This is a genomic window from Erysipelothrix anatis, from assembly GCF_009828745.1.
Classification (GTDB): Bacteria; Bacillota_I; Bacilli_A; order Erysipelotrichales; family Erysipelotrichaceae; genus Erysipelothrix; species Erysipelothrix anatis.
On the sequence record NZ_WTSX01000004.1, the window covers coordinates 12,484 to 35,584 of the forward strand.

General features: G+C 38.4%; 25 protein-coding genes and 3 tRNA genes. 2 read left to right on the forward strand and 26 right to left on the reverse strand.

Annotation, left to right across the window (positions count from 1 at the left end; translation table 11 throughout):
• Positions 1 to 29: 29 nt before the first annotated feature.
• From GVV19_RS03675 to GVV19_RS03695, 5 genes are read right to left on the reverse strand one after another with little or no spacing between them, the layout of a single operon-like run.
• Positions 30 to 500 carry a metallophosphoesterase family protein gene (locus GVV19_RS03675; RefSeq protein WP_159645675.1) on the reverse strand — a complete coding sequence of 157 codons (471 nt, stop codon included), beginning with the start codon at positions 498 to 500 and terminating at the stop codon, positions 30 to 32.
• On the reverse strand, positions 497 to 1,237 hold the full coding sequence (locus GVV19_RS03680; protein ID WP_159645678.1) for a glutamate racemase: 741 nt from the start codon (positions 1,235 to 1,237) through the stop codon (positions 497 to 499). Before GVV19_RS03680 ends, GVV19_RS03675 begins: the two co-directional genes overlap by 4 nt.
• Positions 1,224 to 2,993 carry an excinuclease ABC subunit UvrC gene (uvrC, locus tag GVV19_RS03685; protein WP_159641031.1) on the reverse strand — a complete coding sequence of 590 codons (1,770 nt, stop codon included), beginning with the start codon at positions 2,991 to 2,993 and terminating at the stop codon, positions 1,224 to 1,226. The genes GVV19_RS03680 and uvrC overlap by 14 nt, the downstream gene beginning before the upstream one ends.
• Positions 2,990 to 5,278, reverse strand: a complete 2,289-nt coding sequence (locus GVV19_RS03690; RefSeq protein ID WP_159641034.1) for an endonuclease MutS2 — start codon at positions 5,276 to 5,278, stop codon at positions 2,990 to 2,992. Before GVV19_RS03690 ends, uvrC begins: the two co-directional genes overlap by 4 nt.
• Entirely contained in the window at positions 5,271 to 5,936 is a 666-nt protein-coding gene (locus GVV19_RS03695; protein WP_159645681.1) for a CvpA family protein, read from the reverse strand. Before GVV19_RS03695 ends, GVV19_RS03690 begins: the two co-directional genes overlap by 8 nt.
• Positions 5,937 to 6,008: 72 nt before the next feature.
• Here GVV19_RS03695 and rnhC point away from each other — a divergent pair, with 72 nt between their 5' ends.
• Positions 6,009 to 6,911 carry a ribonuclease HIII gene (gene rnhC / locus GVV19_RS03700; protein ID WP_159645684.1) on the forward strand — a complete coding sequence of 301 codons (903 nt, stop codon included), beginning with the start codon at positions 6,009 to 6,011 and terminating at the stop codon, positions 6,909 to 6,911.
• Here the strand turns inward: rnhC and GVV19_RS03705 are convergent.
• The 6 genes from GVV19_RS03705 to GVV19_RS03730 form a co-directional block, all read right to left on the reverse strand.
• A complete protein-coding gene (locus GVV19_RS03705; RefSeq protein WP_159645687.1) occupies positions 6,901 to 7,380 on the reverse strand; it encodes a deoxycytidylate deaminase in 480 nt (159 codons plus the stop codon). The two genes, rnhC and GVV19_RS03705, sit on opposite strands and share 11 nt — an antisense overlap.
• An 8-nt stretch (positions 7,381 to 7,388) precedes the next feature.
• Positions 7,389 to 8,579: a rhomboid family intramembrane serine protease gene (locus tag GVV19_RS03710; RefSeq protein WP_159641043.1), complete on the reverse strand. Its 1,191-nt coding sequence runs from the start codon at positions 8,577 to 8,579 to the stop codon at positions 7,389 to 7,391.
• Entirely contained in the window at positions 8,576 to 9,487 is a 912-nt protein-coding gene (locus tag GVV19_RS03715; RefSeq protein WP_159645690.1) for an RluA family pseudouridine synthase, read from the reverse strand. Before GVV19_RS03715 ends, GVV19_RS03710 begins: the two co-directional genes overlap by 4 nt.
• Positions 9,468 to 9,941, reverse strand: coding sequence for a signal peptidase II (lspA, locus tag GVV19_RS03720; protein WP_159638228.1), 474 nt, complete (start codon positions 9,939 to 9,941; stop codon positions 9,468 to 9,470). Before lspA ends, GVV19_RS03715 begins: the two co-directional genes overlap by 20 nt.
• A gap of 63 nt (positions 9,942 to 10,004) precedes the next feature.
• Positions 10,005 to 11,012: an alpha/beta hydrolase gene (locus GVV19_RS03725; RefSeq protein WP_159645693.1), complete on the reverse strand. Its 1,008-nt coding sequence runs from the start codon at positions 11,010 to 11,012 to the stop codon at positions 10,005 to 10,007.
• Positions 11,009 to 11,542 carry a cysteine hydrolase family protein gene (locus GVV19_RS03730; protein ID WP_159645696.1) on the reverse strand — a complete coding sequence of 178 codons (534 nt, stop codon included), beginning with the start codon at positions 11,540 to 11,542 and terminating at the stop codon, positions 11,009 to 11,011. Before GVV19_RS03730 ends, GVV19_RS03725 begins: the two co-directional genes overlap by 4 nt.
• A 138-nt stretch (positions 11,543 to 11,680) precedes the next feature.
• Between GVV19_RS03730 and GVV19_RS03735 the strand changes: the two genes are divergently transcribed.
• A tRNA-Leu gene (locus GVV19_RS03735) sits at positions 11,681 to 11,764 on the forward strand.
• An 89-nt stretch (positions 11,765 to 11,853) separates the two neighbouring features.
• Here the strand turns inward: GVV19_RS03735 and GVV19_RS03740 are convergent.
• From GVV19_RS03740 to GVV19_RS03810, 15 genes are all read right to left on the reverse strand, one after another.
• Positions 11,854 to 12,681: a MurR/RpiR family transcriptional regulator gene (locus tag GVV19_RS03740; RefSeq protein ID WP_159638222.1), complete on the reverse strand. Its 828-nt coding sequence runs from the start codon at positions 12,679 to 12,681 to the stop codon at positions 11,854 to 11,856.
• Positions 12,682 to 13,196: 515 nt separating this feature from the next.
• A tRNA-Arg gene (locus GVV19_RS03745) sits at positions 13,197 to 13,273 on the reverse strand.
• 23 nt (positions 13,274 to 13,296) lie between these two features.
• A complete protein-coding gene (gene coaD / locus GVV19_RS03750) occupies positions 13,297 to 13,779 on the reverse strand; it encodes a pantetheine-phosphate adenylyltransferase (RefSeq protein ID WP_159641052.1) in 483 nt (160 codons plus the stop codon).
• Positions 13,780 to 14,048: 269 nt separating this feature from the next.
• A complete protein-coding gene (locus tag GVV19_RS03755; protein WP_159641055.1) occupies positions 14,049 to 14,471 on the reverse strand; it encodes a flavodoxin domain-containing protein in 423 nt (140 codons plus the stop codon).
• Positions 14,472 to 14,531: 60 nt separating this feature from the next.
• Positions 14,532 to 14,834, reverse strand: a complete 303-nt coding sequence (locus GVV19_RS03760) for a PTS sugar transporter subunit IIB (protein ID WP_159635155.1) — start codon at positions 14,832 to 14,834, stop codon at positions 14,532 to 14,534.
• Positions 14,835 to 14,924: 90 nt separating this feature from the next.
• Positions 14,925 to 15,377 carry a hypothetical protein gene (locus GVV19_RS03765; RefSeq protein WP_159635158.1) on the reverse strand — a complete coding sequence of 151 codons (453 nt, stop codon included), beginning with the start codon at positions 15,375 to 15,377 and terminating at the stop codon, positions 14,925 to 14,927.
• Between the two features lie 87 nt (positions 15,378 to 15,464).
• Positions 15,465 to 15,773, reverse strand: coding sequence for a PTS lactose/cellobiose transporter subunit IIA (locus GVV19_RS03770; protein ID WP_159635161.1), 309 nt, complete (start codon positions 15,771 to 15,773; stop codon positions 15,465 to 15,467).
• A 135-nt stretch (positions 15,774 to 15,908) separates the two neighbouring features.
• A tRNA-Thr gene (locus GVV19_RS03775) sits at positions 15,909 to 15,984 on the reverse strand.
• Positions 15,985 to 16,117: 133 nt separating this feature from the next.
• Positions 16,118 to 17,428, reverse strand: a complete 1,311-nt coding sequence (gene speD, locus GVV19_RS03780; RefSeq protein WP_159645699.1) for an adenosylmethionine decarboxylase — start codon at positions 17,426 to 17,428, stop codon at positions 16,118 to 16,120.
• Between the two features lie 16 nt (positions 17,429 to 17,444).
• Positions 17,445 to 17,933 carry a TetR/AcrR family transcriptional regulator gene (locus GVV19_RS03785; protein ID WP_159645702.1) on the reverse strand — a complete coding sequence of 163 codons (489 nt, stop codon included), beginning with the start codon at positions 17,931 to 17,933 and terminating at the stop codon, positions 17,445 to 17,447.
• A 79-nt stretch (positions 17,934 to 18,012) separates the two neighbouring features.
• Positions 18,013 to 18,504 carry a P-loop NTPase family protein gene (locus tag GVV19_RS03790; protein ID WP_159635165.1) on the reverse strand — a complete coding sequence of 164 codons (492 nt, stop codon included), beginning with the start codon at positions 18,502 to 18,504 and terminating at the stop codon, positions 18,013 to 18,015.
• A 102-nt stretch (positions 18,505 to 18,606) separates the two neighbouring features.
• A complete protein-coding gene (locus GVV19_RS03795; RefSeq protein WP_159635168.1) occupies positions 18,607 to 19,023 on the reverse strand; it encodes a PPC domain-containing DNA-binding protein in 417 nt (138 codons plus the stop codon).
• Between the two features lie 23 nt (positions 19,024 to 19,046).
• A complete protein-coding gene (locus GVV19_RS03800; RefSeq protein ID WP_159635171.1) occupies positions 19,047 to 19,523 on the reverse strand; it encodes a nucleoside 2-deoxyribosyltransferase in 477 nt (158 codons plus the stop codon).
• 59 nt (positions 19,524 to 19,582) lie between these two features.
• Positions 19,583 to 21,268 carry a Na/Pi cotransporter family protein gene (locus tag GVV19_RS03805; RefSeq protein ID WP_159645705.1) on the reverse strand — a complete coding sequence of 562 codons (1,686 nt, stop codon included), beginning with the start codon at positions 21,266 to 21,268 and terminating at the stop codon, positions 19,583 to 19,585.
• A gap of 110 nt (positions 21,269 to 21,378) precedes the next feature.
• Entirely contained in the window at positions 21,379 to 23,064 is a 1,686-nt protein-coding gene (locus GVV19_RS03810; RefSeq protein WP_159645708.1) for a Na/Pi cotransporter family protein, read from the reverse strand.
• Positions 23,065 to 23,101: the final 37 nt, after the last annotated feature.

The window sequence follows — 23,101 nt, forward strand, 5'->3', positions numbered from 1 at the left end:
ACAAATAGTACAGCCATTTACAACGCCTTTTATAAATCTTTCGAAAATAATTTTTCAGCGGAGATAATGTCATTTTCTATCGTAATTCTGGCATAACTTGGATCACTTCCGTCACGATTATAATAGAGTGATCCTGGGTTAATAACAGTTACTCCATCAATCGTTCTAAAATCAAATTTATGGGTATGTCCATAGCAAGCAATTTCACAGTCTTGTGCTTTTGCACGTGCTACTAAAGTCTCAATTGCTTTACCATACGGAAGCGTATGACTGTGCGTAACGTAGATACGTTTTCCGCCAAGCGTCACTATCATATATTCTGGAAATTTAAAGTAATAGTCGTTGTTACCCGCTACGACAGTAAAATTCTTTAAATCACGAGGATCCATCTCACTGTCGCCACAATGGACAAATCCTTCTGCATTAGGGTGTTTTTCCAAAATTTGTTGGAGCACCTTTGCATTACCATGATTATCACTTACAACGATAAACTCTTTCATACACCTTCAACCTCGACATCTTCTAGAAATAACGCTTTGATTTGTTCTCGCATAATAGCAGGATTTCCACTCGTTACAACGCGGATGAATCCATCCTGATTGCTTTCATAATGTTTTAAAACCTTATAAATCGGTTCTCTTGAATCTACAATTTCCCCATCAAAGAAGCGTTCGAATGTATCTAATATCAAAGGGTAGTGTGTACAACCTAGAATTAGCGTTGTTGCCTCTTGAATCGGTTCAAGTGCTTTTTGAAGATACTCTGACGGATCTTCCATGTTTTCTATATAGTTCACGAGGTCACCCAACGGCAGGCTTACAACATTATAGATACCACGAGCATGTAAAGATTTGGTATATGCCTTGGATCGATGTGTTGCCAATGTTGATACAACCGCCACCGTATCGTTAGTACCTGTCATTTGCGACGTCGTGAGATCAATAATCCCCATAATATTTAAAGCCGGATAGACCTTTGAAATTGCTGCCATCGCAATTGAAGATACGGTGTTACATGCAATCACGATGTCGGTAATTCCTTGAGCCTCAAACCAAGCCATTGCATGAATTGTATGCTCAATAATCGCTTGGTCACTTTGGTTGCCATATGGCGCATTTTTTTGATCCGCATAGAGCACGAGATTTAACGATGGTAGATGGGTTTTTAAATATTGAAAAACGCTATATCCACCCAACCCAGAATCAAAAAGTCCTATTGTCTTATTATTTCTCATCATTATGTTCCGTCCAATCTATATGAATTATATCATAGAGTTCGCGTGCAACATCTTCTGGAATAATCGTTTCTAATTCTTCGATGCTTGCGCCACGGATTCCACGAAGCGATCCAAAGGTCTTAAAGAGTTGTTTCTGTCGTACCGGTCCTAAGCCCGGAACCTCGTCTAAGATTGATTTGGTCATCGCTTTTTTACGTAAATTTCGATGGTACCCAATAACGTAACGGTGGACCTCATCTTGCATATGCGTCATTAATGCATACAAGGATGATGTTTTATCGACATTGAGAATCTCACCACTTGCATTTAGTAGCGCATGAGTACGGTGACGATCATCTTTCACAAGTCCTGCAACGGTTATGTTTAAGTCTAACATTTCCATAATTTCGAGTGCAGCATTGACTTGCGGCTTCCCACCATCTACTAAAATTAAATCTGGAAAGATACCATCTTCTTTCAGAATTCTAAAATAACGACGGTATAGAACCTCTTTCATTGATGCTACATCATCATTGCCTTGGTGTAGACGGTATCTACGATACAACGATTTGTTCGGTTCTCCATCATCAAAAACAACACATGCCGAAACGGCGAAGGTTCCCGAAATATGCGAGTTATCAAAAACCTCAATCCTATGAATTGTCTCGGAAAAGGATAGTAATTGCGATAAGTGCAAGAGTGCTTCTTCTTTGAAATTTTGACGATTTTTGAGGAGTTGAAATTGATCATCTAATTGTTGTTGTGCATTTTTTTCAGCGATATCCATTAATGCTCGCTTTTTCCCACGTTGGGCATGCAAAACTTCAGTTTGAATCATCGCCTGTATCGAATCTTTATCTAGCAATTCTGGTACATATACGTATTTAGGAGTAGGTTGGTTTTGGTAGAACTGCGCGATAAATGATGTCAGTGCATCTTCTGGTTCTTCGAGGCTTGCTTCAACCGCCATGGTTCGCTCAAGCAAACGACCCGCACGGACAAACAAACCGGTAATCGCAATGTATCCTTGATAGTATGCAAAGTTGAACACATCAAAGTTTTCAGTTCGACTGAATTGGACTTGTTGGCGGTCTCCTACATACTCGATTGCCTGAAGCTTTTCTTTATAGCGTTGTGCTAATTCAAAATTCATATCTTGACTGGCTTCAAGCATCTTCGCTTCTAGAGCATCAATGAACGATTTCGAATTACCATTAAGGATGCTGACAACGTTTTGTCGCCACAACGCTAACTCTTCTTTCGAGTATTTTTTTTCGGTACGGTTAAAGCTATTGTAGATTGCTTGTGTATTCGGAAGCAAATCATCTCCTGTTGGAATAGAATCATTCAGAACACTTGCCATAGCTCGAGCAGCAGTAGCATCTGGATATGGACCAAAGTAGGTGTAATTCGGTGAATGTTTTTTATCACGGGATACAATAACTTCTGGTTTGCCAGTACGACTCACCTTCAGGTAAGGATATGATTTATCGTCCATAAATAGGATATTGAAGCGCGGACGGTGTTCTTTAATGAGGTTAATCTCGAGAATCAACGATTCCTTCTCTGTTGACGTTATAATTGTGTCAAAATCTCGCACTTGACTCACCATCTTGGTTGTCTTGTGATCATGCGCACCATGAAAATAGGAACTTACACGGTTCTTAAGTTTTTTTGCTTTCCCAACGTAGATAATTTCTCCGTTTTTATCTTTCATGAGATAACAACCGGGCTCTGTTGGAAGTAATGCTAGTTTCTCTTCAATGGTATGCTTCATGACTGTTTTAGTTTAACGACGGTAGCTCCCGAGCCACCTTCACCAATACTTCCAAGCTCGAATGAACCGACATGTTTATTCTTTCGAAGTCTATCGTGAACAGCGTTACGGAGTTGTCCGGTACCGTGCCCGTGTACTATTCGGAATTGAACGACATTGTTGACAAGGGCATCATCAATAAATTTATCTACCATTGGAATTGCTTCCGCAACACGTTTACCGATTATATTTAACTCTGTATTGAATGATGAACGAGCACTGATAGAATGTGATTTCCGTTGTTTTGATTTCACTTTTGGTGCTGGTCCAGCAATCTTAGTCAATTTTGATAAATCGACTTTAACTTTTAGACCAGAGATTGATACGTGTGCGGTATTCTTTTCAATACTTTCTACCACACCAACCTGGCTGGTTGATTTTAGTTTAACCCGATCACCAATCGCAATATCATCTACTACAATTTCACGTTGCATTGATTCAATCTTTTTGACGGCTTGTTTTCTAAAATCAGGACGGCTTGATTGATTAATCACATCAAGTTGTTTCTGAGCTTCTGAAAGCATCTCTTCGAGATAGGATTCATTTTCTTCAACTAATTTTTCTTTTTCTTTTTCAAATGCACGTTGCATTGCTTCACGATCTAACAGAAGCTGCGCTTTGTCTTTTTCTAACTCATTTTCTTTCTCATTCAGCTCAACAATTTTTTGTTCTTGCTCTTGAATTTTGGCCTCAAGAATTTCCATCATATGTTCTGTTTCATATTGACTTGCTTCTTTATACTCCTGAGCCTGATTGATAATCGCTTCGTTTAAGCCAAGGCGTTTAGCAATCGCAAACGCATTCGATTCGCCCATGATGTTTTCACGGTAGCGATACGTTGGCATCAAATTTTGAAGGTCAAATTCAACGCTAGCAATTAGAATATCCTCAAATTGCGTACCATATTGTTTTAATCTTGAGAAGTGCGTTGTTGCGACAACCCAACATCCAACATCTCGGAAATGGTCAAGAATCGCCATGGAAAGACTCTCTCCTTCGAGAGGATCCGTTTGCGAACCGAGCTCGTCAAGCAGTACAATCGAATTGCGTGTTGCATCTTCACTGACCGTTGTCATCGTTTGCATATGTGCTGAAAACGACGATAACGACTTCTCAATAGACTGTTGATCCCCAATATCCACAAAAATTTTGTCAACCAACATAACTTCTGCTTCTTCAGCGCACACTGGGAAGCCCGCTAAGGTCATCATAATACTCAAACCTATTGTTTTGAGCGACACTGATTTACCACCAGTGTTCGGCCCTGAAATGAGTATCATTCGGTGAGGCGGAATCATTTGATATGTATTTGAAACGACTGTTTTAGGGTCAATTAGTGGATGACGTGCGTTCTTCAACTTTAAAGAATCTTTGGTCAATGTTGCGACGACCGCGTCATTTTTATGGCCCCATTCTGCTTTCGCAAAGAGCGCATCAAGAATTCCTGCAGTATCAACATCAGCTTCTAATTGTAGGGCTTCCCCAGCAATTAGACCCGATGTTTCGCGACAAATTCGCTCAATTTCATCGGCTTCTTGATGATGTAAACCTTGAAGTTCATTTTGCATGCGTGATAAAAACGCAGGCTCAAAATATACAGATTGTCCACTTGCGGATTCACCATATATTGTTCCATCGAGTTTGTTTTTCTCGGATGGCTTGATTAAGAATGTTTTACGACCATGTTGTAATGAAACAACCGCTTCGCTCAACATGGAACGATTTTTCGTCAAAAACTCTTGCGTTTGTTTATCGATATTTCCTTCAAGCTGCGTAATACTTCTTCGAATCGAAGAAAGTGTTGTGCTTGCTCGATCAAGAACATTCCCTTGTTCTCCAAATGCATGATTGATATGATCAAGCACTTTTTCATTCACAACTAAACTTTCAAACAAGTCATCCAAAGCAGGATAACTGCCTTCAACTTTCTCGTATTGATTTTTTAAGCGTTGAATCCCTTGCATAAAGCGACCGACATCGATGATTTCATCAATTGCGAGTGTTCCACCTTTTGCTGCGAACCCTAGTGCAAAATTTACATCGGTAATACCACCAAAAGATAATGATCCGTTGGTTATAACTAGTTGCAGTGCATCTTTTGCACGTGCTAAATCTCGACGAACGATTAAAGCAGAAAAAGAAGGCTCACTTTGTAGCACCTTCTCTTTCCCTAGTGAGAACGATGCGTAAAATGATACTCGTTCTAGTACTTTATCGAACTCGAGACGAGACGATATATTATTCATATTTATTTAAAAACTCCTTAATTTCTTGATCTGTAAAATTATTATCCGTTAGCCATTTTACCATTGCCTGTTCTTGTTCGTCGGGTAGTTTTTGTTCCATGATAATCGATTGAATTGCATCATTTCGAATGATAAAGTCATCGACAAATACGAGTACAGGCTGTCCGACTTCATTGACTTGTTTTAACCACGTATTATTAACAACATCTTGGCCATTGATAATTAATGGTGTTGAGAGTAGTAAAATCGCAATCATTAATTTAACTCCGAACATCACGACAGCAAACACACCGCCAATTGCTGAATTAACTTGTTTAATTAGTGGCATCTTGGATATGAATGATGCAAGTGGTGTTACAAGTAACAAGAGGATACGTATTACTACAAATAGAATTACGAACCAAATCAGGCGGTTAACCTGATTGCCTACGAATTGATTAATCGTAACAAGTCCATTACCATCTAACTTGACGAATGTGATGACTTTGGAAAATGCAGGAGAAAGAAGCCATGCTGCAAAAAGTGCAACAAAAGTTCCTACTACGTCTACGATTTGCAAGAGCATTCCCCGCTTGTAACCTCTATATAGGTCAATGAGGAACCATATGATAATCACACCGTTTAAGTAGATCATCCAATCTGATGGAAATGTAATCATTGTATCACTCCTTTATTTAATCATAATCTAAAAATATTTGTGATTCAACTTCAAATAGTCTATATTATTGTTATGAAACCAATCACATTAAAACTTACAAACGATCAAATATTTGATCTTAAAAAGCGTTATTACGCTTACAAAATACGGACTGACTTACCGTACACACATTTCCAGATTCGTGGTGACGATTTTACAATTACCGCATACACAAGTGGAAAAGTAGTATTTCAAGGTCATTCTGCTGTTTTTCATGCTTCACTTTATGGATACGTCGAATCAGAAGAAACGCAATCGACTAAGAAAGTATCTACTCAAAGTAACGCAACACCAACTCGCTATCCTATGGCAGGATCTGATGAGGTTGGTACCGGAGACTACTTTGGTCCAATTACCGTGTGTGCTGCTTATCTTACTGATGCAGACCTAAATGTCCTTCCCGTCAGCAAAATCGTAGATTCTAAACAGATTAATGACGACACGATTCGACAACTCGCACCCGTTATCATGGAGACCATCACATATAGTCTGCTCGTATTAGAAAATGCTAAATACAACAGTGTCCATAAAACAATGAATATGAACGTTATCAAAGCAAAGCTTCATAATAAGGCTTTCCTGAATTTATCGAATAAAATAACAATGCCCACTTTATCCGTAATTGATCAATTCATGCCTAAGGATGCTTATTTCAAAGCCCTTGCTCAAGAACCCGAAGTCTATAAAGACTTAACGTTTGAAACAAAGGCCGAGAATAAATATTTAGCTGTAGCATGCGCTGCAATCATTGCACGCTTTGCATTTCTTGAAGCGCTCGACCAATTAGGAACACTTTATGATTTCGAATTCCCTAAAGGTGCTGGAGCTCATGTAGATATTGCAGGTAAAGTATTTATCGAACGCTATGGGCAGGATGCCTTACATAAAGTCGCAAAAACCCATTTTGCAAATACTCAAAAAATAATTAATCTTTAACCAGTTCAATACGGACTGGTTTTTCTAACCGTCGTAACGAAACACCTGCACTCATAAGCATTCTTTTTGAAGCGATGACAGAGTCCGTTGCCGCATACTTATCGTCTTCATAGACAACCTCGGTAATTCCACTCTGAACTATCGCTTTCGTACACTCATGACATGGAAATAGCGAAACATAAATCGAACATCCTCTTAAAGATGTCGTAGCATTCAGAATTGCATTGAGTTCAGCATGTACAACATAAGGATATTTTGTTGCTAACATTTCACCGTCACGCTCCCACGGAAATTCATCATCACTTACTCCGATTGGAAATCCGTTGTACCCGATTCCAACAATTTTTTTGTGCGGGTCAATGATTGCTGCTCCGACCTGGGTTGAGGGATCCTTTGAACGTTTAGCAGATAAATGTGCTAAACCCATAAAATATTCATCCCAAGAAATTGCATTTTGACGTTTCGACATAAAGCCTCCTATGAAAGTATATTTTTTAAGTGTTCAGAATAGCCAGTAAATCCAAAGCTATCCCATGATTTGATTAAATTCTCTGCAATCGTTGCATTACTAATTGCATCTTTTTGCATCACCATGATCGCAATAAGAAGAATATAGAAGATAGGCATTAAGACTTTTAATCCTGTGCGAATGCTTTCCCAATCTCGGCGCTTGGAGAACAAGAAGCCAAGAAGAAGACCAGCAAACAGACCACCACCCATCGCTGTATAGCTAGAGCCTGGTAGCATCATAATCAAAATGTTCATGAATACAATCGAAGAAATTTGACTAAGTACACGAGGCACTTTATAAATTTGAGTTTCATACACATAGATTAGAAGTGCACCCAGTGTTGCCGCAAGTCCTGCAGCCATACCATATCCGATAGCAGTATCTTGCATGATAAAGAGGAACATATTTCCTGATATCGTTCCAACAAAGAATATGATAAGGAAACGTTTCCATCCAACAACGGGTTCTAACAACGTTGCAATGTTTCTTAGTATCATCAGATTTAGCAGAAGATGAAAGAAATCAATATGCACGAATGCTGATGTGACAAAACGCCACACTTCGTAACCATAGCCGACTAAGGGTTTATAGAATCCACCTGCCATGATCATAACACTATCAAAGTCGAAGCCTTGCATTGCCAAGAACAGTGCAAGTCCATACCCTATCATCGCCATAATCATAATAGCATTGGTAGCTGGGAACATTTTGCGTTGAACTTGTTTTTGTGCTTTAAACATTGTTTTTCGAAGATCCATCACTGCTTTTGATAATGATTTTTCTGGATTGCTACTCATTGAAATTGAGTTTTCAATGTTTGGAAATTGTTCCATGAATTTTGAATGCGATGTATACCCTGGCAACACAACGACATTTTCGTCATTACGTACCGTTGTATTGTCATCAACAGAAATATTAAGGCCTTTAGCCTCCGTTTTAAAAACGACGGCAAGCGATTCTCGATGCGCTTGAATTGCAAGTGGATCAATCGCCTGCAGCGGTTTGCTCGTAATCATAATAATCGGCAATGACGCATGCGTTGCATTGGTTAACCAAATCTCATCATTTGCTTTTGTCATTGTAATCATTTGATAACCATGTTCTTTGATTAAATAATTTGAAAGTTCGATAAGCCATGCACCATAGAGCTTATTCACGAATCGAGGCGTCTCACTTCATTGATTGTATCTTGCATAATTTGTGGCATTTGACTTTCAAATTCTAGGGCTTCATGTGTAATTGGGTGCGTAAATTTTAGACGGAATGCATGAAGACATTGTCCTTGTGTATCCAGTGTATTCTTGTAGCTGTAGGTTGCATCGCCTACAATTGGATGTTGGATGTAACTGCAGTGAACACGAATTTGGTGTGTACGACCGGTTTCCAATTTACATCTGAGTAAGCTATGATCTTTAAACTTTTCAACCAAGAAAAGGTGTGTAACTGCTTCTTTACTATTTTTATCTGTGACAGTCATTCGTTGGCGATTACGGGTATCGCGACCAATTGGTGCATCTACAGTTGCACTTTGGTGTGGGAATGCATGGTGTACCAGTGCATAATACTCACGAGAAATCTCACGATTCTTGAGGGCCTCTACCAAAAGTTCATGTGCTTCATTTGTTTTAGCAACAATTAATAGACCCGATGTATCTTTATCGAGACGATGGACAATACCTGGGCGCAATTCACCATTTAAATCACTCAAATGGTTTGTGTGTGCAAGCAGTCCATGTACCAAAGTTGCTTGGTTTAGTGTCGACGGTGACGGGTGAACAATTAATCCTTTGGGTTTGTTCACAACCATAAGATGCTCATCTTCATACACGATATCCAAGTCCATTTTTATCGGTTGAATTGTTGTATCTTTTTCTGTGATTTCATAACTCACAACATCAGACTCTTTCAAGCGATAATTTCGCTTCGTTGTTTTATCATTAACAAGAATTTTCCCATCTTCAATCCATGCTTGAATAACACTACGGGAGTAATCTCCAAGCAGTAGTGCCATATACTGGTCAATGCGTATTCCTTCTAATTGTTCATCAATCATTATTTTGTTCATGTTTTAACCTCATCTCCTCACGAAGAATAATCAATATTACTAAAAAAACTCCAAATACCACTGCCATGTCCGCAACATTGAAAACTGGGAAGGCATAGCCAAATATATTAAAACTAAACATATCTCTTACATATCCAAATACGACACGATCTACAAAATTCCCAACTGCACCAGCAAGTATAAAAGCAATTGCTGTTAAGTGGAGGGGTTCAGACTGTTTTACGTAGTAATAGACCAATGCTCCAATAATAATTGGTGTCACAAATAAGAACACAAATTGCTTACCTGATAATAGACTCCATGCAGCACCATAATTACGGACATATGTTAATTCGAAAAAATTAGGGATAATTGTTATAGATTGACCTAAGCGTAATGTCGTTTCAATCCAATATTTTACGAATAAATCAAGTGCTAAGATTCCTGCACTTAATACCAATAATAGTTTTTTCATAAATTCCTCGCTTTATGATTTATTATAACACGCTATGCGTATCGTTGCATTAAAAAAGGACCGCTAACCAGCGACCCTCACTAAAAATTCAACAAAGCGTTCAAATGTTATTTGTGACTGTTCGAGTGTCATGATAAATTGATATTCATGAACCAACTCCGCTTCAGATTCATCATAAAATGCTGCAGTCACATCAACGCCCAGATTTTGAAGCGCATCAACCAGTTTCAAGCCATCCTGGGTGAATGTCATTGTATTGCCATCAGTAACGAAGGCAGGTGGAAAATCTTCATTTACATAATCGATGATGGTCAGTTCATCAATGTAGTCCCCTTGACGCCAATTTTTTTCACCAAAATATGCCCAACCAATTCGCTCAAAGAAGAAGTCCAATGCACCTTTGCCAAAATCTGCAAACGAGAGAATTTCATTCAAGTCATACGGACCACTGAATAATCCAACTCCCGTTATTGTATTTGGAGCCATCACAGGCTTGATCCCTACTTTTTCTGAGTATGCAGCATCATTTTGAATGAGGACAAATTGAGACACAATGTGAGCACCGGCAGAATCTCCCGCATAAAACACTTTATCCATGTTCAGGTTGTACGAATCACGATTGGATAACAAGTGCGAGTAGAGCTCCCCAACTTGTATAATTTGACTTGGATAGTTAGCCTCAGGAGCACGTTGATAATTCATATTTGCCACAACAAAACCACGTTGTGCTAATAATACTGAATACTCTGTGATATCCACTTTATCACCACCTACAAATGCACCACCATGTACCCAAATAATGACCGGCTCCATTCCAGTTGCATTTTTTGGTTTATAGAGATCAAAGATGTTATCTGTTTCAACTGATGGATAGACCAGATTTTCTTGGACATCAACTTGTGCTCGAATTTCATCATAATTTTCAGGCGGTTTCGCAATTCCCACATCAAAAGCACGACGAACCACCGTCGCGGATACATACGGATTAAAATAGATATAACCAAACAGCCCCGAAAAAACGATTGTGAGTGTTAGAAATATGCCAATAATGTTGCGTTGGTATTGTTTCACGCTTCAGTACCAACAATATCAATTTGGAATCCTGCCATAACTTCCAATGCTTTTAAATCTAAGGATTCATCAAAACTCGATGTTAAATTTCGATTCACAACAATCCGAGCTTCTGGAAGTGCAGCTTTCGCAATCGCAGCATTTGTGATGACGCAAATATTCGAGACTAAACCCATGATTTCAATTTCATCAAAATCCTGTGTTTTTAAATAATTTCCCAGTTCGAGTGACCCGAATGTTGGTTTATCAAATATCTGCGTCGAAGTTTTGATCCATGGCGATAATGCTTCAACGATTTCCCAACCATAGGTTCCATGGATGCAATGAGGAATTGGTAATCGTTTCCCTTCTTGCGTTTCTAAGTAGTTTTCATAATGGGTGTCTCGCGTAAATACAACGACATCTTCAGGCTCAAGCTTTGTTTCTAATGTCTCCACGATTTGTTTCACAACATCATCGGCTTTTTCAAATCCTAACGCACCGTCAACAAAATCATTTTGTACATCAACTATCATGTATAATTTTTTCATACAACCACCTCCCTTTAATCATATCACAGCTCGTTTTTTACTGCCTTTTTTACACTTTAATTTCTTGTATTATTTTTATTTCTTTTAGTATTGTATAATGTGAAATCTAATGTTATAATACATTAGCATTAAGGCAATGCACCAGTGGCGGAACGGTAGACGCGCACGCTTGAGGGGCGTGTAGAGCAATCTGTGGAAGTTCAAATCTTCTCTGGTGCACCAATAAATAATTTAGCTGAGATTCACTCTCAGTTTTTTTATGCCTACAAACAAAAGGATGGTAATCGTCTACGGATTACCATCCTTTTTTATTATTTGAAATAATCTGAAACGACAATAGCTTTTTGTAAGCCATATCGGGTCACGTATGCACTGTACAAGATATCGATTGCAATAAATTGTGCATAAATAGAATTTGTAAGCGCAGTTGGTTCGGTGCTTACCGGTGCAGTATAGAGATTATAATCACTATTGTGTTCAATACGACTGTCTGCACGACGACTAATTGCTAGTGTCTTAAATCCGATACTCTTCGCAAACAACATCAGTTCTAAGACTTTTGATGAGTTCCCTGAATTTGAAATTGCTACATAAACAGAGTCTTCCTTTTGCGAATACATGGTCACACGATCTGACCCCTGATCGTTTACCACAAACACCGCTTTACCAACACGTAACCATTTTTGTCTAAAGTTTTCAACAGCCAACACAGAAAATCCATCCCCATATAGGAATATGTTCTTCGCATGATAGAGTAATTCGACAATGGGATTGATCTCTTCCATTGTCAAATCTTCTGTTGTTTGATTCATTGCTTCAAATGCTGATTTCAAAATATCATGCTTGGCTTCTTGCGGTTTCGAATAGTGCAAGATTTCATTCGCTGACTTATAGCTGTGGCGCGCAAGTTCACTCGAAAGCATAACTTTGAACGTTTGAAAACTTTCGACTCCAATTTTACGACATAAGCGACTAACCGCTGATGCACTCGTCTCTGTTTCAACCGCAAGGGTTTGAATTGACATACCGACAACGCGTTGGGGTTTCTCTAAGATAAAGTCTGCAAGTCTTTGCTCGGTTTGTGTTAAGTCTGCGCGATGGAATTCTAGGGCATCGAGAACGCGGAGTTGATTTCCCATTTATTCTTCCTTTCTACAGTCTTGGTTGATAGACATACATATAGGCTATCTTATCACTTTTTCCCCCATTTCTACAATCAATCCTTTTGATTATATGCAAATTATGTACTTTCAATTAGGTATCTTACCTAATTTTTATGAATTAAGTGCTCTCCGTTTACAAAAACTAATAGATTAGATAAAGAATAAGAGGTACAAGTAACAACAGTAATAAAAGTACCTTGAGTTTATGATTACCTAGAGCTTCGTCGATTTGTCGTCGAAAAACTATACCAATTATCAATAAAATAATAACCACAATATCCTGAATCTCCATGACATTCTCCTTATTTAACCATGCCTTTTCACTTGATATCCACTATATCATACCATCGTGCTACCCATACAAGGTGATGTTTATACAGTCATCTTTGACGGCTAAATCGTTGTATATGCACCTGATAAAATTTTAAAAGCTCCCTTGTGTTTCTACCACAACACTAAAAAACCCACGTTTAGGTGGGTTGACTTGATATTGGTGCGAACAACAGGAATCGAACCTGTGGCCTAGCGCTTAGGAGGCGCTCGCTCTATCCTACTGAGCTATGTCCGCAAAAAAGAAATAGCAAGTTTCAGCTATTTCTCTTGAGCATAACGCTCGATGAGTCGATCCGCTACATTGCACGGAACGAGTGATTTTAAATCGCCACCAAAGCGTGCAATTTCTCGCGCAACTGACGACGAAATATATGAATAATGGGGATCTGCCACCAAAAATAATGTTTCAATTTTAGGATTCAAGACTCGGTTCGTTGCAGCGTGTTGTAACTCATACTCGTAATCCATAACCGCACGGATACCACGAATTAACAATGTACAGTTTTCTTTAACTGCATAGTCTACGGTCAGACCATCACCAATTTTAACTTCTACATTGGGTAGATGTTTAACACTTTCTTGCGCTAGCTCTAAACGTTCCGCCATCGAAAATGTTCCTTGTTTGCTATCATTACCCATGATTGCGACAACTACTTCTTCAAACATTCGAGAACAACGTTCGATTAAGTCAATGTGACCTAAAGTGATTGGATCAAAAGATCCTGGATACATAACTCTCATATGAATACCTCTCGTTAACATTATACGCTATGACAAACAAAAAACACACCCTACCGTGTGTTTTTATAAAGGAGACGATTCGTTGTTACTGATGGAGGAAATATAAATGTATTTCATTAGTTGAGGAAATAGTGTCAACGAATCTTCTTGAGGACAAGTATTATATAAGATAGTTTGGCTATCTATGTTTACATTATACATTGAAAAATGTAAAAGTCAACGGACTTTCACTATTTTTTACACTATTTTTACATTAACCATGAAACAAGTTACATTTTGAAGTAAGACGTTACTTTTTCCTTCACATTTGCGAGTTGCTCATCATTAGGTTCCCATTGGATTTGATAGCGATCGAGTACCTCTGCACCTGAATCAATCATCTCCTGATTCCAGCTGACCATCCATTCGCCATCACCCCAGTCGTAGGAACCAAAAAGAACAACTTTTTTTCCAGCAACATGTGGGAGTAAATCGTCTAAGAATGGCCTAAATTCATATTCTTCAACAGCTTCTCCGGACATCGAAGGACATCCCAAAAAGAATATATCCGAATCCTTTACGTCATCTGCAGTGACATCACTGACGTAATTACTTTCACATTGCATTCCTAAGTCTTCGATTGCTTCTTGTATCGCTTCAGCGATAATTTGTGTGTTACCAGACCCCGTCCAGTATACGATTGATGGTTTCATATTTAGCTCCTTGCTTTGACAATAAAAAATGTTAGTTTCCTAACATTTTTAGTGATTTAATTAGTCACCCAATACTTTTTTAACTTCAGCAATAACTGCTTCACCGTTCATTGTTCCGTATGCGCGCATATCGATAACTTCGATTGGTTTTTCAGGAAGTTGTTTTTGAACTGTACTTAAGTTAAAACGAACTTGTGGTCCTAAAAGAACGATATCTGCATCCGCTCCAACACGTGCAGCTTCACTTACTGAGTGAGCTGAGATTTCAACTTCATAACCTTGTGAGTCTGCTGACTCTTTCATTTTGTTCACTAAGATGCTTGTTGACATACCAGCTGAACATAGTAGAATAATTTTTCTCATAATACCCTCCTTGATACAAGAACATTATAACAATTTACGTTTCAATAGTCTATAAGAAAGCGTTGACATTGCACTAACTAGTGCAAATCCTTAACGGAAATTTTTTCCAGCAAATTTTTGTTCAAGGGCCTTCATGTCTGTAAGTGGCATTCGCAGTTTGAATGGTTGTCCCTTTAATAAGAAAGATAGGCGTCCTTTTTCATACTTAACACGTGTAATATCCTTAACGTAAAATGAGTGTTCGAGTATAAAAATAACCTTTTTACCCCATGCCACAATACGACGTGTATGATAAAACGTCACAATGAGCATAATAAAACCATAAAAGGTCAAGAATGAAACATTAGCTTTCAAGTCTGGATAAATAATAAAGCCAATATTCAGCACACCCACAACGACGATTTCGATCCAACTTCTTACGTCAAACTTCAATTTCAACGTATCATCAATACGTTTTCCGCGATTGTATCGCATCATTTCAAATCCGTAGAGCGCTATGATTACAAAGCGACAAATCATAACGACAATTTCACTCATGTTCATTTTCTTTCCTCACTTTTGTACATTGTATCATGTAGTCCTATATTTTAGGGACTTTCTTAACAAAAAACCACCCTAGGGTGGTTTTTATTATTGAATTCGTTTGTGAATGTCAATAAGTTCAGCTGCAATAATTTTTAATACTTCTGCACTCATCATTTGATCTTCCGCATGGATTAACAATAAGTTGATTGCTGTATTACCTTCTTGAGCTTCTTGTTGAATTAATTGAGCATGTACACGGTGTCCTTCAACGAATTGTTCTTCACCTTCTGCCATCAATTGTTCTGCACGATCGAAATCGCCTTCTTTTGCAGCTGCGATTGCTTCGATGAAGCATGAGCGTGCTGATCCGTTGAATGAGATCATTTGAAAACTTAGTAGTTCAATACCTTCCATAGTTAATTACTCTCCTTTTATTACAAAATCATTATAACAAATTTCATTTTGCTTTCCTAGTCAAATAGCCTTGGATTGCGTTTTCTTCCCATTCCATAAAAAAACTGTATGATTACATACAGTGTACCTAGTAAATGGTGCCGACTAGAGGACTTGAACCCCCAACCTACTGATTACGATTCAGTTGCTCTACCAATTGAGCTAAGTCGGCGTAAGATTATTGTATTCCTTTTTGATGCAGGTTTCAATCTTTTTCGAATGATTTTGGATTTACTGGCATTTGTTAATTATTTATACACTGTATCGCAAAAGCGACAATTGTGTCACTTTTGCGATAAAAAAATTTAATATGACCGTTCTAATTTTCGGACTGTTGCCTGCCGCGACTCAAAAAGAACTTTTAACTGTTGAAGAATCTCGTATTCATGAATATCTTCATGGCATACAAATAAGTCCAGACCCGCATAACCATGCTCAGGCCACGTGTGAATTGTAAAGTGAGATTCACTCAGAATAATTGCTCCGCTGACGCCATATGGATCAAACTGATGAAACTCATCAGTTACAGCAGTGAGCTTGAATGTGTCGACAATTCTATACATCGCTTCCTTAACATACGCGATATTTTTGAGGAGCGAAGCATTACTATCCCGTAATTCATACAAGCTATGATACCCCAATACTTGCGTTTGCCCCTTACGTTTTGAATCATAGGTGTACATACTCGTTTCAAAAGACGACGCTGTAGCACGTTCAAGGATGTATAAATTGCTCTGATTACCAATAATTCCACCGCCCTGATATTTATTAAAGTTTTCGATGATTTCTGAATAGTACCACCCTGTTGCTGTAATATGTTTTTGTAGTTCGTGTTGATGTGCGCGTTGCTTATCGCTAAAAGACAAATAGACGGTTCCGGTTTCACTAATTAGATTTTGAGCGAATTCCAAGAAGCTTGCCACACCCGCAACTGTATATGGTGGATCCATAAATATAAGATCAGCAATTTTATTTGTATTTAGAGATTGTCGAAAATCTGCTTGAATACACCTAATGCTTCTATCCGCTTTTTGAATATGGTTCAAAACCCTTTGGTCAATATCATATACAGTTATTTGAGTTTGCTTTAGTCCCAATGACTTCAATACTTGTGCAAGGAGAATGGAAACTAAATCATCATCACCTAAGAATACAATTTGTTTTTTGAAAATCAGTGGATCGAGGATATAGCGACTGACACGAGCTATGACCGTTTGCAATGTCGCATGTGCTTGATCTAATGTCACATCTGCATCGGGTCTTGTTTCATAGTATAAATTTAGCGCATCCAGCTGTGACTGGATATACTTCAATCGTGCTGTTTCGTCTTTGATGAGTTGCATATAAAATTCTTTATTGATTCCTCGGTAGCCTAAGTCCGACTCAACATAATCAATCCCCATGGGTGTTAGCATATAGAAACTCTCACGCTTCAAGTATCCTGCTTTTACAAGTTCCTTTTTAAGTGCTGTCGCAAGCGGTGTTGGAACTTTCATAATTCGTGCCAACTCTTTCGTGGCAATCGTCTTGTTTAAGTATAATGTGACCATACCAATCTCGATTTGGTACATCGTATCAAGCCCAATATGCTTTTGTATTATCTTTAAATCTTTCATTTCTTAACCTCTTAATTTATCTGTATTTATTTTTAAATGTGTCAATAACTGCATCATTTAGAATACCTGACAATGCCATGACCGTCATGCCTTCGACCTGCGTAAAAATCATCGTCGCTTCGGACTCATTACAATGACTGTATGTCATAATTTGTTTGATGTTTACGTCGTAAATCCGTTGTGCCAAAGTAGACGTTTGAGCATATTTCATCATGTATTCGTATCCCGCAAATCGTAATGTACCTCGAATATTGCGTAATTCTAGAATTTCTTCATTTAAGTAGTCTGCAAAGCTTCCGTACTCACGATTTTTGTTTATCGAGAGCTCTGTTTCCATTAGTGCTTCAAATACCTCTTTGACACTTTGAAAATAGCGGTAGACACCACCGCGACTTAATCCGCTTGCATCTACAATATCGGTCATTGTAACGCCATTTAGCCCATTCTCTATAAATAAAGAACGGGAAGATACCACAATCTGATTACGTGTTTGTGCTGCTTTCATAAGTCCCTCCAAGTAAAAAGCGACATCGTTGTCGCTTTTTACTATACTGTATTTTTTTGGGTATTGCAAGACCCATACACTACTTAGTTTTTAGGGCACTTATAATGAGTTGGGTTATCTCTAGTGCATCTTGTTGTTCGTTAAGTAAGGTTTCATCAATATCACTGAGCAAATCACCCTTGACCCACCAGCGTTTTAAGGCATCCAACCCAAACTCTGCTGTATCTTTCATAAGGTGTCGTGTATAGCTTGCCTCAAACGATAGATCGAAGTAGTAGAAATAGGTAGGGAGTGCTAAAGCCGTAACTTCTCGGAACATTTCCTGGTATTTCCAACTGTTAAAAATCCCTTCAATCACAATTAAGTCATATTTCCCTAGACCAAATTTAAGCATATTAACAATTAGTGATGCTGAGAGGTTGCCTTCAGTATCTTTTACATTGAGAATTTCTCGACGAATCAGATCTTGCGACAAGATCATTGTGGATCCAGGATAGTGCTCCCGAAGCATATGCGCAATCGTTGTTTTCCCACTACCACTATTTCCTCGTATTACAACAATTTGTGTCATTTCAACTGTCCTCGACTTTCCTTTCTATGGTAACACGAGATTCTATCACGTATCCTTACAATAAAGTAAGGACCGTGTATCAATCGTTACACGGTCCTTGTTTTAGCCTTTTTGGCATTGATTGCTGATTTCGCGAATGCGTAATTCTTTAAAATCTGTTAGTTCGCCTTTCGTACGCGACAATTCGTGATTTTCTAATTCTATGAGGACTATTTCTGCTGTCGATTTTACCTGACTCCCTTGAACGATGTGTCCACCAAAGACTTTAAACTCAGAATCACTCACAGATGCATGAATGTGCATCCCTTGCATGGACAATGTCCCAACACACGATACGATTTCAAATGGACCATCCATCACAAACATGGTCTGATTGTATCCTTTGCGGAATACAACTTTTTCAAGACTTCCGACGACAGTACCAATGTATGCTGCTTTAATTTCATATTTTTTACAGTATTGGTCCAACGCCACAATGATATCTTCACCAGGCATTAATTTAATAACATGTTCTTTCATATCTACACTTCCTTAATTAGTGATTAAATATAGTTTCCAATGAGTTCAATCATACTTGCCTCATCATTAACAACAACACCATTTAATTTGATGAGACCGATCGTATAGAGGTTAACATATGAAAATTGAGACTCGCCAATTTCAGCTAAAGCTGCAATTTTTTTCGGGTTTTCAAAACCTTGCTGACGGGAGTCTGTATACAATCCAATCACCGGAATATTTGCGTGATACGCAACACCAATTTCTGAAGCTACACCTGCATCAATGCTGATGCCATCCAATACAGCTACTACAACATCAGATGCCAGCAATGCTTCTGTATCAAATTTAGCAATCATCGTCGAATCTGCATAACTTGATTTATCATTAATATCCCCTTGTTCTTGGGGCAAGTAAACTTCTAATTCGGGGTATGCTTTACGAATTTCAGCAACAACGCTTGCGTTGTAACGAAACTCCATATTTGAGAATAGCGGACTTGCAAAATACATTTTTTTCATGAATGACGCCTCCTTGTGTTTCTTCTATTCTATCCAATCTTAATGAAATTGTCACGATATCATTGTGTTACTTCTAATGTCACATCTTTCAAAAGACCACCGTACACATACTCAGAAATATTAACAGCATGACCACCAATTCGTACAAGTGTTGTTAATATGTCGATGAATAGCGAACTTGCATAGTTCGAGTCACAGGTTCCCTGTGCCATCCGTTTAAAGTGACGTTCTCGGTATTTCATGTCCATTTGGTGTAATGCACGATTATTCTCAGCAAGAACAATAAAGTCTTGCATATCATCAGTCTCAAACATCTTTAATGCCTGATCCAACATAATTTTGACATGGTCGTACATCGTGTTTAAATCTTGGCGTGCTGCATCACTCATTGATTCACGGTTATTAAAAATTGTTTGATAAATGCCTACAAGACTCGTCGATAAATCCGCAACACGTTCTAAGTTTTTTACTGTGTCCAAACTAATTGCATACTCTTCAGCAAAATGATCGGTTGTCGATACCTTTTTCGCAATTTCAAGAAGGTATCGTGTCAATTGCTTATCGAGATCATTAATCATCTCTTCAAGTTGCATGACAATATCAAACTCTTCTTCATCTCTTGAGTTTAGATAACTCTTGGAAGTCTCAAAAGACTCTATAACAAGATCAGACATACTTGCGATTCCTTGCTTTGCAAGTTGCTTCGCGCCTTCTGGATAACTTTCGATTAGATTGTAATCAAGTGGTTTAATTTTCTCACGCTCTTTGATTCGATCCTCACCTGGAATAACTTTCTCCAAAATACGGATACAGAGCGGAATGAATGGAATAATTCCTACAACCCAAATTAAATTAAACACAAAATGATTGAGTCCAACCGCCATTTCTGGAGAACCACCCATAGACGCATTCAACGATATAATAAAGTCCGAATAGACTCCGATGAAAGGCATCATAACCAGCGCACCTAGAATATTATAGAGAGCATGGAACCAACCAGCACGGCGTGTTGATACGGAACCTCCGACTGAAGCAAGCACTGCAGTCAGTGTCGTTCCGACATTTGACCCAAAGACAAAAGCAGATGCAGCCACCATGGTCATCCCACCTGCTCCATAAATAGTTTGTACCAAAACGATAACGGCCATAGAAGAGTTGATTAAAGCTGTAGCTAGAGTACCCGCAAGCAATGCAAGCCATGGATTTTGAGACATGTATACCGTGAATGATTCAAATTCAGGTAACGTTGACAGAATAATCAATTCATTACTCATCAATTGGAGTCCCACAAAGGTAATTCCAAATCCAAAGATAATTTGTGCGTAGGCTTTTATTTGATTTCGTTTTACAAACATTAGCATAAAGGCACCCACAAAAACGAAATAGTATCCAAAGGCTTCTATATTTAATCCAACCATTAGCGCAGTCACAGTTGTACCAAGGTTTGCTCCTACTGAAATACCAATTGCTTGTTCAAGTCGCATTAAGCCCGCTCTAACAAGACTTATTGAAATTACGGTCGCTGCGGTACTTGACTGCATCAAAGCAGTTAAAATTGTTCCAACTAGTATTGCCGAAAAGATATTCCCGGTGTATTTCTCGATATAATCACGTATCCGAGGTCCAGCGGCATCCTTAAAACCATCACCAAGTAATTTGATTCCCAATAGAAACAAACCAAATCCACCAAGGATTACATTAAATTGAATATCTGATAAACTTCCTAGACTTGACGTTACATCCATCGTCATTTCCTCCACCCATATGTGTTCTATTATACATCGTTTCCGATGTATCTTGAAAGCGATAAATACATGCTATATAGAGAAAAAGCAGCCGGGACGACTGCTATATTCTAAAGTTCATTATCACTGTCGTGACGTTTTACTGTTGAAACCATATAACGTGAGACATTGACACCATGATCGCCAATTCGTTCTAAGATTCCAAGAATATCAATAAAGATGCTACTTGCAACTTTTGTTTCGCAGATTCCTTCTGCAAGACGTTGGAAGTGTTTCTCGCGGTATTTTTCTTCAATTAGATCAAGATATTCTTCATCTTTAGAAAGTTTCTCAAAGCGCGAGATATCTTCTGTCTTAAAGATTTTCAACGAACGACGCAACATGTCATCGAGGAGTTGATACATTGTATCTAAATCTCGAATTGCTTCACTCGAAAAATCCTCACGATTATCAAATGCTAATTGATAGAGTTCAACTAAATTTGTCGATAAATCACTCATACGCTCATAGTTTTTAATAATCTCTAGCTGACGTGTGTATGCTTCTGCAATATTTGGTTGATTGCCTGCAGACTTCATAACTTTTAGAAGATAAGCAGTTAGGTTGGTATCAATTTTATTTACCATTTCCTCCAACTGCATTACGACATCGTAATCTTCTTTATCTTTAGTACGCAAATAACTTTGAGATGCTTCTAGAGATTCATGGACTAAATCAGCCATAACGATCGTACGGTCCTTCACAAGGCGTAGTGCACCTTCTGGGAAACGTGAAATAATTTCCTCATCCAACGGTTCGAGTTTATCTCGGTTCTTAATTTTATCTTCCCCTGGAATAATAACTTTCAAGAGTTTGATAAATGATGGAACAAACGGTATTACAAGAATACAGAAGATTAAGTTAAAGAAGAAATGCGCAACACCGATAGCCATCGCATTCGACCCACCCATCATTCCATTTACGTAGAGAATAAAGTTTGAATAAGGAACAATAAAGAACATCATAATCACTGCACCAAACACGTTAAAGAGTGTATGGAACAAGGATGCACGGCGTGCGGATGCCGATCCTCCGATGGATGCAAAAAATGCTGTAATCGTCGTTCCAATGTTTGATCCAAAAACAAAGGCAACAGCTGCAATAATTGACATTCCACCATTTTCATAAATTTTTTGCACAACCGCAATCGTTGCCGACGACGAGTTAACAATCGCAGTTAATCCCGCACCACCCAACATCGACCACCATGGATGTTCTGAAAGTTGAAGCATCATTGCTTCAAACCAAGGCATTTGTTGTACTAAAAGTAGTTTATCACTCATAATTTGTAATCCGACAAATGTCATCCCAAATGCCAAGACAACTTTGCCATAGTTTTTAATTGATTGTTTTCCTGAAAAGAGTAACATCATAGCACCTAAGAATAGGAAGAAATAACCCATTTCATCAACATTGAGACCAATAATAATTGCGGTCATTGTTGTTCCAATGTTTGCACCTAAAGAAATTCCAATTGCTTGATCCAATCGCATTAATCCTGCACGGACAAGACTAATTGAAATTACGGTTGCTGCTGAACTTGACTGCATAATTCCAGTCATGATTGCTCCTACTAAAATTGCTGATAATAAGTTGCTTGTATATTTGTCGATATAGTCACGCATGCGGTCACCCGCAACTGCCTTGAAACCATCTCCTAAAAGGGTGATTCCCAGCATAAACAAGCCAAATCCCCCTAAAATAATATGTATTCCCAAATCCATCCAGGTTTGAGTAAATGCATTAATAAGCTCCATGAGCATCCTCCATCAATATAGACCATGCTCATAATAT